At 60.6% G+C, this 13,119-nt stretch carries 12 protein-coding genes; 5 read left to right on the top strand and 7 right to left on the bottom strand.

The annotated features are described in order from the left end of the window. Positions 1-3: 3 nt before the first annotated feature. Both G442_RS21180 and G442_RS0106675 read left to right on the top strand, forming a co-directional pair. Positions 4-1,917, top strand: coding sequence for a heparinase II/III family protein (locus G442_RS21180; protein WP_051292031.1), 1,914 nt, complete (start codon positions 4-6; stop codon positions 1,915-1,917). Between the two features lie 66 nt (positions 1,918-1,983). Further along, complete coding sequence (locus G442_RS0106675; protein WP_026397368.1) at positions 1,984-3,120, top strand: glycosyltransferase family 4 protein; 1,137 nt, start codon at positions 1,984-1,986, stop codon at positions 3,118-3,120. Between the two features lie 249 nt (positions 3,121-3,369). On the opposite strand, the gene G442_RS0106670 is transcribed toward G442_RS0106675, so the two are convergent. The 3 genes from G442_RS0106670 to dapD are packed head-to-tail and all read right to left on the bottom strand — an operon-like array spanning position 3,370 to position 5,993. Next, positions 3,370-3,996 carry a hypothetical protein gene (locus tag G442_RS0106670; protein ID WP_026397367.1) on the bottom strand — a complete coding sequence of 209 codons (627 nt, stop codon included), beginning with the start codon at positions 3,994-3,996 and terminating at the stop codon, positions 3,370-3,372. Then, the gene (gene dapE / locus G442_RS0106665) at positions 3,993-5,135 is read right to left on the bottom strand and encodes a succinyl-diaminopimelate desuccinylase (RefSeq protein ID WP_026397366.1); all 1,143 of its coding nucleotides are present in this window, start codon (positions 5,133-5,135) and stop codon (positions 3,993-3,995) included. The genes G442_RS0106670 and dapE overlap by 4 nt, the downstream gene beginning before the upstream one ends. Positions 5,136-5,144: 9 nt before the next feature. After that, the gene (dapD, locus tag G442_RS0106660) at positions 5,145-5,993 is read right to left on the bottom strand and encodes a 2,3,4,5-tetrahydropyridine-2,6-dicarboxylate N-succinyltransferase (protein WP_026397365.1); all 849 of its coding nucleotides are present in this window, start codon (positions 5,991-5,993) and stop codon (positions 5,145-5,147) included. A 161-nt stretch (positions 5,994-6,154) separates the two neighbouring features. On the opposite strand from dapD, the gene G442_RS0106655 reads away from it, so the two are divergent. Continuing rightward, positions 6,155-7,597, top strand: a complete 1,443-nt coding sequence (locus tag G442_RS0106655; protein WP_026397364.1) for a sensor domain-containing diguanylate cyclase — start codon at positions 6,155-6,157, stop codon at positions 7,595-7,597. Continuing rightward, positions 7,594-8,616 (top strand): DUF2336 domain-containing protein, encoded by a 1,023-nt coding sequence (locus G442_RS21175; protein WP_051292030.1) that lies wholly within the window; start codon positions 7,594-7,596, stop codon positions 8,614-8,616. The genes G442_RS0106655 and G442_RS21175 overlap by 4 nt, the downstream gene beginning before the upstream one ends. 96 nt (positions 8,617-8,712) lie before the next feature. Here G442_RS21175 and G442_RS21170 read toward each other — a convergent pair whose 3' ends face one another. Continuing rightward, positions 8,713-9,720, bottom strand: a complete 1,008-nt coding sequence (locus G442_RS21170; protein ID WP_211229120.1) for an alpha/beta fold hydrolase — start codon at positions 9,718-9,720, stop codon at positions 8,713-8,715. A 458-nt stretch (positions 9,721-10,178) separates the two neighbouring features. Further along, on the bottom strand, positions 10,179-11,567 hold the full coding sequence (gene cls, locus G442_RS0106640; protein ID WP_051292028.1) for a cardiolipin synthase: 1,389 nt from the start codon (positions 11,565-11,567) through the stop codon (positions 10,179-10,181). Positions 11,568-11,768: 201 nt separating this feature from the next. On the opposite strand from cls, the gene G442_RS0106635 reads away from it, so the two are divergent. Then, positions 11,769-12,170, top strand: coding sequence for a YraN family protein (locus G442_RS0106635; protein ID WP_246791235.1), 402 nt, complete (start codon positions 11,769-11,771; stop codon positions 12,168-12,170). A gap of 51 nt (positions 12,171-12,221) precedes the next feature. Here G442_RS0106635 and G442_RS0106630 read toward each other — a convergent pair whose 3' ends face one another. Together G442_RS0106630 and grxD are read right to left on the bottom strand one after the other, a co-directional pair. After that, positions 12,222-12,536, bottom strand: a complete 315-nt coding sequence (locus G442_RS0106630) for a hypothetical protein (protein ID WP_051292026.1) — start codon at positions 12,534-12,536, stop codon at positions 12,222-12,224. Positions 12,537-12,702: 166 nt separating this feature from the next. Further along, a complete protein-coding gene (gene grxD / locus G442_RS0106625) occupies positions 12,703-13,038 on the bottom strand; it encodes a Grx4 family monothiol glutaredoxin (RefSeq protein ID WP_026397360.1) in 336 nt (111 codons plus the stop codon). Positions 13,039-13,119: the final 81 nt, after the last annotated feature.

The raw sequence follows: 13,119 nt of genomic DNA, 5'->3' as shown, positions 1-13,119 counted from the left end.
GTCATGGGACTAGGCCGCTGGGCGCGCGACGCGCGCCTTTCCCTCGCGCTGCTCGGCCCGCTCGGCGGCCTGCGCTCGGTTCCCTCCGCTCCCGCGCTCACAGTACGCGATCTCTGGACCGGCGACGAAGCCGGGGGCGAGTTGATGGTGCGCGGCCACGCCTCGCACCGCGGCGTCACGCGCCCACTCAGCCACGGTCGCTGGACCGCGCCAGACTGGCCCGATGAATTCCGTGACTGGCTGCAAAGTTTTGCCTGGTTGCGCGATCTGAGAGAGCTTGGAACCGATTCCGCACGCAGCAAGGCGCGCGCAATGGTCGCCACATGGCTCGGGCAGCCGATCGGCGAAACGCCGCTGCAAAACCCCGCCGTCACCGGCGCGCGCGTCGCAGCCTGGCTCAGTCATTACGATTTCTACGCTGCCTCGGCGGACGAGGATTTCCGCAAGAACCTGATGACCAGAGTCGTGCTTGAAGCGCGGACCGTCATGGCGCTGGCCCCCGGCGACCGACGTGACTGGTCGGCGTTTCAGGCGCTCAAGGGCCTGTTGGCCGCCGCCATCGCGCTGCCGGAGCAGTCGGGGTTTCTCGCCCGCTACATGAAGCTGATCGATACGGAACTGGAGCAACAGGCTCTGTCCGATGGCTGCCACGCCTCGCGCAGTCCCGAAACGCAGCTTCTCGTGCTTCAGGAACTCGCCGAGATGCGGGTGATGCTGCAAAGCGCCCGCATCCCGATTCCGACGACGATGGCCGCCACGCTGGATCGCATGACGCCTGTTCTGCGCGCCTTCCGGCACGGCGACGGACGGCTCGCCCTGTTCAACGGAACGCGGCCGCACCCCGCTCCGCGCATCGATTCGATCATCGCGCGGGCGCTGCCGCGCGGTCATGTCGTCGCACGCAGCCTGCCGGAAGGCAGGCTGGTCCGCCTCTCGGCGGGTGACACATTGCTGTTCGTCGACGGTGGCTCTCCCGCGCCGCAGGGCTTCGACGCCCTCGCCCATGCAGGCGCTCTGTCTTTCGAACTGTCCTCTGGCCGGTCACAGTTAATCGTCAATTGCGGCGCCAGCACGTTGCCGGGCTGGAGCGAAGCGCTGCGCGAGGCCGCTGCGCATTCCGTGCTGTCACTTCCCTCCACCCCGGCGCTGCGATGGGGACGCAACGGGCGTCTCGAATCGAGCCCAAAAGTCGCCTGCGACCATGCTGTGCTCGATGCGGATCATCTTCTGGAGCTTTCGTCCGACGCCTATGTTCATGCCGGAGCGGGCGTCTATCGCCGTCGCCTGTATCTGACGCAGGACGGCGGAGATTTGCGAGGCGAGGATCGTCTGGACGGCGAAGGCCCTGCGTCCGAATTCGTGCTTCGCTTCCACCTGCATCCCGGCGTGCGCGTCGAACTCGAAGAAACCGACATTCTTCTTTTGACCGAAACAGAAACCTGGCGTTTTCGCAGCGACGGATATTCGTCGATCGAGGAAAGCGTCTATCTGGGCGGCCGCACGCCTGCCAAGACGCTGCAAATCGTCGTCCGCCCAGCCATGATCGAAGCTGCGCCGAATATCGAAACGCCTGTCGCCGTAGAGCCGCATGAAGATGGCGCGCCGTCAGTGGAACAAGCCGAAACGACGGACCACCCTGACGAGACAGATCACGCACCCTATGACGAGCGTACGGCGTCCGGCGTTGCCGAGGATTACGACGCCGAAGTCTGGCCGCAGGAACATGCGGAAGTTCTGGAGACGCCGCACGCAGAGTCACGGGGTGCGGACGTAGAGTCCGGCGAGTGGGCGGAGGACCAGTCGCCGGACGGCGCTGACAAGCCGACCGCAACGGCGGAAGAAACGCCTCCCTCAGTGACGCGCCCTGCCGAGCAGGCGCGTGGCGTCCGGTGGGCGTTCTCCCGCCTGGACGGCTGAGCGCGCTCCAGGTCTGGGCGGAGCGGTCTCGGCCCCCCCCCCCGAAGAAGCCTCTGAGAGAAGACTATGAAAATTCTCGAAGTCACCAACGTCGACTTCTCTCTGCGCCACTTCATTCTCCCGCTTATGCGGGAGTTGCGCGCCCGCGGACATGATGTCGTCGGCGCCTGCGCGGACGGCCCCCTGCTGGCCGACGTGAGGAAGGAGGGCTTCCGCGTGGAAACCCCGCCGATGGCCCGCTCTTTCTCGCCCATTGCGCAGCTGCGCGCATTCGCCGCGCTGGTGAAGCTGATCCGGCGCGAACGACCGGACGTCGTCCATGCCCATATGCCGATCAGCGGACTGCTCGCCCGCTTCGCCGCCCGTCTCTGCGGCGTGCCCTGCATCGCCTACACATGCCATGGTTTCCTGTTCAACCAGCCCGGATCGCGGCTGCGGCGGATTGTCGCGCTTACGTTGGAATGGGCGGCCGGACGCGTCACCGACGTCTATATGACCGTCTCTCAGGAAGAGGCTCAGGACGCCAAACGTCTCCACATCCATCGCCGGGCGCAGGCGGTCGGCAATGGACGGGACCCGAACGTGTTTCATCCGGATGCCGCCACGCGCGCGCGCATCCGCTCCGAGCTCGGGACGCCGGACGGTCGCGTCGTAATCGTCGCCGTCTCCCGCCTCGTGCGCCACAAGGGTTACCCCGAATTGCTTCGCGCCATGGAGTCCGTGCCCGGCGCCGAACTCTGGGTGGTGGGCGAACGCCTGCCGTCTGATCACGGAGAGTCGCTGGAGCAGGAATTCGAACGTGCGGCGCGTGTTCTAGACGGACGGCTACGTATGCTTGGCTACCGCAGGGATGTCGCCGCAGTGCTCGCCGCCGCCGACATCTTCACGCTGCCCAGCCATTTCGAGGGACTGCCCATGTCGATCATTGAAGCGATGATGACGAGTCTTCCGGTGGTCGCGACCAACATCCGTGGTTCACGAGAGCAGGTCGCGCCGAATGAAACCGGCTTCCTCGCGCCGCCCGCGACTGTCACACCTCTGGCCGAAGCGCTGGCGCGACTGGTCAACGAGCCCGCATTGCGCGTTGCGATGGGTTCGGCTGGCCGCGCCCGCGCACTGCGCCTGTTTGACGAACGCGACGTCGTGTCACGCACGACGACCCTGCTGGAGCAGAGGGGCAGCGCGCTCTTGAGGCGTCGTTGAACTGAGGAGACGAGCTTCGCCTGATAAAGCGCCGGCGCTGTGCCTGCGCGCAGCTTGGTACAGTTAGTCGGCCGATTTCTGCTTTTTGACAAAAGAACCAAAAACTTCTTATCAGCCGACGCTGTTTTTCGGGACGCTCATGCATTCCCGTGCACAAAAATTCTCTTTTTTCTGGAGAGGCAAATCCGTTCGAAGAACATGCTTCGATGTATGGCCTTCATCGCCTTCGTTCAGCAGCGATTCTTCAGGTCAGTTCGCCTGACTCACCACCATGGGTTTCAGAAGATCGGCGATAAACGAATAATGCGGTGGGAAAACGGAAGCCAGCCCGTAGCAGATCAACGCGAAGACTACGGAAGCGCCATACACCACAAGCGCTTTCCCCCAGCTAAGGCGCAGGCCGACCTTCGCAACGAACCACCCTAGCCAGACCCCGTACAACTCCGCAGCCGCTACAACAGCCTGAACGAACGAAGGCGTATGAACCAGGGCGGGCGCGAAAAGACTCGCGATTGCGAGCGCAACGACCGACACGAACACCGACACCCACTCGCACCAGGCAGCCGCCGTGGCGTAGCGCAGCCACAAATCTTCACGCCCCCAGCGACGCGCGAAGAAATTCGAGATCACCGGCGGCGCCAACAGGGCGCAAAACGACAATTCGACCTTGGTCAGCCCGATCGCGACATGGTCCTGCATCGTCACCAGAAGCAGGCTGACCAGATTGATGGCGACTCCCGGCGCGATGGCGGCGAGAAACGAATCGGCGGAGCCCCGGAACCGATTCAGTCCCTCCGCGCGACCGGACGCGAGCAGCGCCATGCCCTGGACCACGGATTTCGGGTCCGGCGGGTCGCTCCTGCGTTCGGTGCTCACGTCATCATCCTTTCCAGCAACCGCACGTAGACGCGGGTCAGTGTCTGGAGGTCCTCCACCGCCACGCACTCGTCCGCCTGATGCATGCTCGCGCCGACCAGCCCAAACTCTGCGACAGGGCAATACCTGGCGATGAATCTGGCGTCCGACGTGCCGCCGCCGGTGTCGAGACGCGGTTCGCGCCCGGTCACGTCCATGACGGCGTCCCGCAGCACGTCCACCTCGCCGCCGGGAGCGGTGAGAAACGATTCCCCGCTGCATTCGGTCGTTACGACGACGCGCCCCGCATGCTGGCGACAGATCGTCTCGATCCAGCCCCCCAGCGACGCGCTGGTGTGCAGGTCGTTGAACCTTATGTTCAGCGCGGCCATCGCCGAGGCAGGAATGACGTTGGTGGCTACGTTGCCCACGTCGATACTTGTAATCTGCAGGCTCGAAGGCTCGAACCATTGGCTGCCCGCATCCAGCGGAGCGGCAGTCAGCGCGTCAAGAATCCGGACGAGTCTGTGCACCGGATTATCCGCCCGATGCGGATAGGCGACGTGACCCTGCCTCCCCTCGACCACGATGCGCGCATTCATGCTGCCACGCCGACCGATCTTGATGACCTCGCCCATGACCGATGGGTTGGTCGGTTCACCAACAACACAGAAATCCGGCGTATGGCCGTTCTCCTGCATCCATTCCAGCACCTTGCGCGTGCCGAAACGGGCCGGGCCTTCCTCATCACCGGTCAGCAGGAAGCTGATAGACCCGCTCCAGCCGGGATTGCTGGCGAGAAACGATGAGGCCGCCGCGACGAACGCGGCGACGCCGCCCTTCATGTCGCAGGCGCCGCGCCCGAACAGGACGCCGCCCTCGATCGTTCCGGAGCAGGGATCGTGCCGCCACGTCGCGGCGCCCGGAGGCACGACGTCAGTATGGCCCGCGAAACAGAGATGCGGAGAACCGGAACCCAGCCGCGCAAACAGGTTCGGCGTGCGCTCAGAGCCCTCGCCGAACGGAAGATGGACGACATCGAAGCCCATCTCCGTCAGAACTCCCGCCAGCATCTCCTGCGAGTGACCCGGATCAGGCGTGACGGACGGTATCCGGATCAGGGCGGCCGCCAACCCGGCGACGTCGAGCGGCGTGACCATGAGGCCCGATCAGTCCCGCAGCAGTTCGTTGATCGACGTCTTGGACCGCGTACGCTCGTCAACCCGCTTTACGATGACCGCGCAGGCGAGCCCCGGATTGGGCTGATTGTCGTCGCCGACGGTCTTCCGCGCGGGGAGCATCCCCGGGACAACGACGGAATACGCCGGCACGCGGCCAATGAAAATCTCGCCCGTAGCGCGATCGACGATCTTGGTGGACGCGCCGAGGAATACGCCCATCGAGAGGACCGAACCGCGCTCCACGATGACGCCCTCCGCCACCTCGGAACGGGCGCCGATGAAGCAATTGTCCTCGATGATCACAGGCGCCGCCTGCAACGGCTCCAGCACGCCGCCGATTCCGGCGCCGCCGCTGATGTGGCAGTTCGCGCCGATCTGCGCGCAGCTTCCAACCGTCGCCCATGTGTCGATCATCGAACCCGCGCCGACATGCGCTCCGACGTTGACGAAGCTGGGCATCAGCACCGCGCCGGGAGAGATAAAGGCGGAGCGACGCACGACAGCGCCCGGCACAGCGCGGAAACCTGCAGCGGCAAACTTTGCCGCGTCCCAGCCGGTGAACTTGAGCGGCACTTTATCGTAGGCGGGAGCGCCAGCGCAGCCGCCATCCATCACCACGTTGTCGTAAAGCCGGAACGACAGGAGAACGGCTTTCTTCAGCCACTCATGAACGGTCCAGCCGGACGCGCCGGGGCTTGCGACGCGCAGCTCCCCCGAGTCGAGTTTCTCCAGAGCCGTTTCGATCGCGGCGCGATCTTCTCCCGAGGTGGCCGAAGAGACCGTCGCGCGCGCCTCCCACAACGTGTCGATACGGGATTGCAGTTCGTGTTCGGTCATCGTCCTCGGGTCCAGCAAATAGGCTGCGCGTCAACTCCCTCCTGCGGGAGCGGGAGCTCGCGTCAGGCGCGGTCGTCGCCGGACCATGCGGATCGCGCCCCCTCCTGTCAACGCATAGCCGTTAACGCGCCCTCAACCTTTTCGCGTTGAAGTGCCCAGGTATGAACACCCCCCTTCGGCCGCTCTTCCCGGATTCAAATCCGCCCTCGAACAGCGGCGAGATGATGGACGTTCTGCTGGCAAGCCGCCGCAGATGGAAGAGCCTGACCCAGCTGGTCGCCGACGTTATTTTCGAAACCGACGAAGACGGGCGTTTCACATTCCTCGACTCAGGGACGACGCTTGGGTGGGCGGAGCATGATCTTGTCGGAGAAACATGCTCGCGGCTCCTCCCGTTCGTCGACAGTGTCCCCGGCCCCAACCCGTTCCAGACGCGCGCCGCCATTCGTGGCAGGCGATCCTGGATCCGGCGAGCGGACGGCACCTTCGCGTGCCTGCTGATCTACGCCACGCCCCTGCAATCCCCTTCGGGACGACACGTAGGGGTAAGGGGACTCGGTATCGACGTGTCTGACGACGCCAACAACAATGCTGATCTGTCCATCGCACGGCTCCATAGCGAGAGTATCCGACGCATCACGCTGACCATGCGTTCCCGCCCGATGTTCCGGCTTGGCGTCCCGCCAGCCCTTGAGGAACTGGGAGCCATGCTCGGCGCCACCGGCGGAATCCTGCTCGCCCGGCAGGCAGGTTGCGACGCAGAATGCGCCGAACAGGACATTCTCGAAACAGGGAGTCGCGTCAGCGACGACGTCGTACATCGCTTTCCCGCGAAAGGCTCAGCGCTCGACACCCGGATCGAATCCCTTTTACGTGATTATGAGGAAGGCGCTTTAACCGCGCCCAAAGTCACGCAGGTCGAAGAGCGGGACGTCATTTTCTGTTACAGCCGCATTCGCTACACGACGTCCGCAGCGATGGCGTTATGGAGAGACGGGCTGGGCGTCTGGACGCAGGACGACGCCAATCTGGCCGACGCTGCTCTGGCGACTTTCGCTTCCGCCGTAGAGATGGAAGCGCTCAACAAGGCGCTGGCTCAAAACGCACGTTTTGACCCTCTCACCGGAATGCTCAACCGGGCTGGCCTCATCGCCGAAATATCCCGCCGTCTCCCCCGCCTGGATCGTGAGCGTCTTTGTGGCGCGCTGTTGATCATCGGCCTCGATCACTTCGGCGAAATCAACGCGGCGCAGGGATTTGAGGCAGGCGACCGCACTCTTCAGCAAGTCGCCACCTACCTCCGCAACGCCATACGCCCCACTGATCTCGCCGGCCGTCTCGGCGGCGATATTTTCGGTCTCTGGCTCGACGGGGCGGACCATTTCGTTGCCGCAGAACGTGCTGAAACATTCTGCCAGAACGGCGTCGTCGTATTTCTTGCAGCGCCGACAACCCTGACTTTCTCCGTCGGACTCGCCACCCGCAGTTGGGAAACCGGAGAAACGATCGAATCTCTTATAGATCGCGCCAGTTTGGCGATGCGCAGCGTGAAACTGGCCGGCGGCGCCCGTTGGCACGCCTCTTTGGAGGAGTCTCCCCCATGACCGCATCTCTCGATCCGAAGTTCTTTCAGATTCTGCCGACGCGGGCGTTGCCACCAGAAGCGGCATTGAACAAGTCCAGAAGAGGCGGTCGCGTTCCGCTGATGATCGTAGAGAACACACCGACCACGTGCGAAGAACTACAGCGTAGAGTGAGGGCGTTACGGCCAAATTATGATCCGGAACGCATCGCGAGGTTGGTCTCCAGACTTGAAACGACCCTCACCGCGGCCCTCGCCTCAAACTGGAAGCTGGCTCAACGCATTATCGCCCAGGCCGCAGGCGACACCCTGGCCATTTCAATCATTGGGCCCCTTTCTGAATCCCCTGCCCCGCTCAATCGCCTTGTGGCGGGACTCGACGACAATACGATCAACGACGAATTGACCGGATATGAAGACTCGTCTGTCAGTCTTCATAATACCGGTTCAGTAACGCCCCGGCCTCTGGGCACCGACCAGGCGGGTCGTGTAATCGAGACAACCCTGGATGCGATGGAAAAGCATCATAGTCGACGTACTTCCCTTGATCACGCTTGCGTCGTCACCGTCCGATCATTGGTACGCGAGCGGTGCGCATCACTGATCGCTCCAGTGAGGCTGGCAATCGAAAAAGAGCTTTCGTTCGAATTCGCTGCAACTTCGGAAATTACCGTCGCAGACCCGCCGCCATCCCCACGCGCATCCACAGCGAACGGTTGCTCCGGCGCTGTAAATGACGCGCTTGAAGCGGGCGACATCGAACAAGTCGCACATTCCCTCGCCGCTGCAGACCAGATTGGGCTGGCCGCTGTCCAAAGAGCAATTTCCGAAAGCAACGCACGAGCGATCTGTGCTCTGGCATGGAAAGCCGGATTGCCTGCCAGCGTTGCCGCCGCCATTCAGATTCATATTGCGATGATTCCGCCGCACCGCACCATCCGCCCCTCCGCCGACGGTTCCTACGCCCTTACGGCTCAAGAACTGAGTTGGCAGATTGAAATACTGGTCAACGACCCACGGCCAGTTTCATTGCCGAACTGAGGGTGGACAGAATATGGAAACCTCATAAGACACCTGAATAAAGAAACGTTTCACATCGTGTTAGAAAATACCCGTAAAACCCAACTAATGAAGCAACTATCCTTGGTGCTGCTTTATGGTCGGCTGAATGTCTGAACTGGGCGCTAAAGCCTGAAGCAAAGCTGCATTAAATTGCGCAGCATCCTGAATCTGGGGCGAGTGCCCCAGTTCAGGAAATTCGACGAGTTGCGCATCCGGCATCGCCTGTACCGCACGTCGTGCAATAACCGGGTAATTTCCCAATGCTGCACGTAATTCCGGGGGAGCAAGATCCTTGCCTATGGCCGTCGTATCCTTGTCCCCGATCATCACCACTGTTGGCATGGTCAGAGACCCGAATTCATACATGACCGGCTGAGTATAGATCATATCATAGAGTAACGCCGAGGCCCACGCGACACGCTCCCGTCCGGGTCCGCGATACATGCCAGCCAGCATCTGAACCCAGACTTCGTATTCGGGCTTCCACTGCCCGGCATAATAGGTATTTTTTTCGTATGTTCTTATCCTGTCTGCAGTATTTGTGATTTCTCTCTTGTACCAACCCTCAACGCTTAACCACGGAACGCCTTTGGCCTTCCAGTCTTCCAGCCCGATCGGATCCACAAGCACCAGTTTCTGGACACCGGCGGAAGAAGCTAATGCCGTCCTTACAGCGACCATGCCGCCTGTGGAATGCGCAACAAATATCGCTTGAGACACGCCTACGTATTTCAGAAGTCCAAGCGTATTTTCCGCAAGCTGCTGGAAGCTGTAGTGATATCCTTCAGGCTTGTCCGACTTGCAAAAGCCGATCTGATCCGGCGCAATGACACGATATCCGCCAGAGACCAAAGCCTTGATCGTCTTTTCCCAGGTAGCCGCACAGAAATTTTTTCCGTGAAATAGCACAACCGTACGCCCGTTTGGGGTTGCAGGCCGAACGTCCATATACGCCATGTGCAACGACAAACGCTGGGACTCAAAGGAAAAGTAGGACACCGGAAAAGGGTAAGAAAACCCCTCAAGATTGGCGCCGTAGACCGGCTCCTGTCCCGACGCGCTGCAAACGGTAAAGACGAACATGAAACAGGACACCGCGAAATGCGGCATACGGGTCAGATATCGCGACCGCGAAAACGATTTGGCTAAAGCAGCACACATCACCACCGCGGCCGCGCACACATTTTTCCTGAACGGGCCCATAGCGTCCTCAACGTCGGCGGCACACATTTCGGACGGCGCAACGCCGCTGGTTGCGCTTCCGCAGGCTACCCACGTCACGATTCAGGATGGCCTCAATCTAGGAATACAAGTAGATAATATACATGCGCATAGATGAGATATTATAGAAAAATTTTCCAAAAATTGGGATATTACGTCACGGAACAGTTCCACAAAACGAAATATTAACGATTTCTTCCGTTTCCATGATTGTGCAGGGCTGAACATCGCAACCTCTCAAGATCGCGTCGTGTCTCGACAACTCTAACACCTCTCAACGAGCACCCCACCTTGCGCAAACAACACGTGAGCGCTTTGTATCAGAGATACGGCAAAAGAAGTCTTGCTCCGGCGTCTCGCAATTTCGTCAGGTAGTTTCGTTTATCAAGATCATGATGCGTGACCCGGCGACCACAATGCCCGACGATGAAGTCATCGACCCTTTGCGAAAATTCCGCATTATAGGTTTCAAGGTTGATTTCAAAATTCAGGCGCAGGCTGCGCATGTCAAGATTTGAGCTTCCCACGAACGACCACTCCCGATCCACGACCAATAGCTTGGAGTGGTTGAACGGGGGTGACGCCGACCAAACCCTGCAGCCGGCGTCCAGCACCGGGTGGATATCCGCTCGACAGGCCCAGTCCATGACCACATGGTTACTCCGCTGCGGGATGACGATATCGACAGTGACCCCTCTCAGCGCCGCCAGACAAAGCTCGGTCGAAAGCCGCGTGCCGGGTAGAAAATACGGCGTCATCAAGCGGATGCTGCTTCTGGCGAGCGTCATGGCCTGTAACATGACGAACTCTATTTTTTCGAGATCCGTGTCGGGGCCGGCGGTCACGATCCGCATCAGATCCGCCCCACTGGCGTCGATATCGGGAAAATATGTCGGTCCGGCCAGATCCTCCCCCTCGGTGAAGGTCCAGTCCCATGCGAAGGCAGCCGCCAGTTGCCGAACGATCGGCCCGCGCACCCGAAAGTGCGTGTCCGAAACAGGATCGCGGGGACGGTCAGCGACCATATTCTCATCCCCTATGTTCAAGCCGCCGATGAACCCCAGAACACCGTCGATAATCAGGCTTTTCCTGTGATTACGCAGATTTATAAACGGCATGCTCCACGGGAGCAGCGAATGCATAAAACGCCCGCAGGGAACGCCCGCCCGACGGAGACGCCGAGCGGTGGGGCAAGAGAAATAGCCGGCGCCGACGCCATCGACCAGAACCCGTACGGCGACGCCCCGGCTGTGGGCGTCAATCAACGCGTCGATGAACAGCCCGCCTACCCGATCCGCCCGGAAGATATAAGAACACAACAGGACACTGGTGTTCGCGCGCTGGATTGCATCCAGCATTGCCGGGTAAGCCTCATCCCCATCATGCAGCATTTCGATATTGTTCCCACCTACGAGCGAGCGGCTGGTCAGTTTCCCGACCATGCTCGCCAAAGGCGCGAACCGTCCCTCAACGCTCTTCTGCCATCGCGTGGCTGGAGCCGAACCCGGGGCGCCACGTTGTCTGACAAGCTTGCGAGCCAGACGCTTCACACGGTTGATGCCAAACATCAGGTAAAGAATTGAACCAAGAACCGGCATCAACGCCGCCATCCCGATCCAACCGATCGCCGCTGCTGTATCGCGCTTTGTAAGCAATACGTGAATGGTCACTGCCAGCGCGAGAAGCACACGAAGCGCGGAGAGCGTCATATTCAGAACGTTGAGTGCTGAAAACTCCAGAACTGTCCCCTCCGCGCTTGATCCAGAACATCATTCGATCGGATTGAGTCAGTTCGTCGGGGGAAACACTCGCCAAAACAACGAGGCAAATACGACACAACCGGGTATGGCTCTAGATGAAGCGTCTCTCATTCATCACTACTTCATTTGCATAGCGTATGCTGGGCGGCAATGATGCAAAAGCCAACAAAAACCCAGTTGAAGCAGAGCGTCGCGCGACGTGGCGAAAGATCTTATCGCATCGGCTTGAGTGCCGAGGCTCAGGCTGAAACGCTTTTGACGTCGGAAGGCTGGGAAATATTATTGCGGCGAGCCAGAACCGCGCGAGGAGAAATCGACCTCGTCATTTCCCGTGAGGGAAAGCTGGCGTTCGTCGAGGTGAAAGCCCGCGCCTCATTAGCGGTTGCCGCCATGTCCGTCACGTCACGCCAGCAGGCTCGCATTATGGGAGCCGCCGAGGCGCTTCTCGCAAGCCATCCACATTGGCGTTACGAGGAGATTTCGTTCGACGTTATCGTGATCGATGGACACGGGCGCGCCGCCCACATCCACGACGCTTTTCGGTTGCAGTAGAGGAATACAACCTACTTCGCGGGCTATTCAGGGAGAGCGTTAGCTCTCAAGTCAGGTGCGGTGACGTACCGCACGAGCATGAGAAGCGGCTTTCCGGGGGCTGTGATAAGCCGCAAGATGCACGAGACCATGAGAATAGCTGCGCGAGGACGCATACTGGTGCGCAGGCGCCGCATGAGAGCGCGCAGCCACATGATGCACGGCGTGATAAACCGGCGGAGCAGCGGTCAAGGACGCCAGAGTGAGGCGGCTCGCCTCGTAATCAGAGATGATCCGCTCGGCGTGAGCGGGCTTCGCTCCGTAAAACGCGCCCACAGCAACTGTGCCAAGAGCGAATATCGACAGCTTGCGGAGCATCCCGGTCATTGCAACTCTCATATTACATTTCAAAGAGACGATACAATGAACCTGAATTGGCGAGCAAGCCGGAACAACCAGATTTATCTGGAAATCTGGTCCGACTCCGCCATGAAATAGCCAGTTTTTATCGGGTCGACTTCGTTGAAGAACAAGCCGACCCTACTCTCTGCAATCAGACCGGAGCGGAAACGATTCCGTTTTCGACGAACAGGGTCTGCAGCTCACCAGACTTCGCCATTTCGGTGACGATGTCACACCCGCCAACGAACTCGCCCTTTACATAAAGCTGCGGGATCGTCGGCCAGTCAGAGAAGGTCTTGATCCCGTCGCGCAGCTCCGGATCGGCGAGGACATTTTCGTCCTTGAACGGAACCCCCAGGTGATTGAGAATCTGCACGACGCGCGCAGAGAAACCGCACTGCGGGAAGTCCGCCGTTCCCTTCATGAACAGCATGACCGGATTGGCGTCGATCTGCGCCTGAATACGCTCGGCTACGGGGGTGGACATCGTTCAGATTCCTTTTGCTGGCAGTGGCCAATGGCTGCGGACGCAAAAGTCGGCGTCCGATTCAAGACACCCCGCCGACGA

It is taken from the genome of Acetobacter nitrogenifigens DSM 23921 = NBRC 105050, from assembly GCF_000429165.1.
Taxonomy (GTDB): domain Bacteria; phylum Pseudomonadota; class Alphaproteobacteria; order Acetobacterales; family Acetobacteraceae; genus Acetobacter; species Acetobacter nitrogenifigens.
Note: the sequence above shows the minus strand (reverse complement) of the source record. Positions and strands in the feature narration are given on the sequence as shown.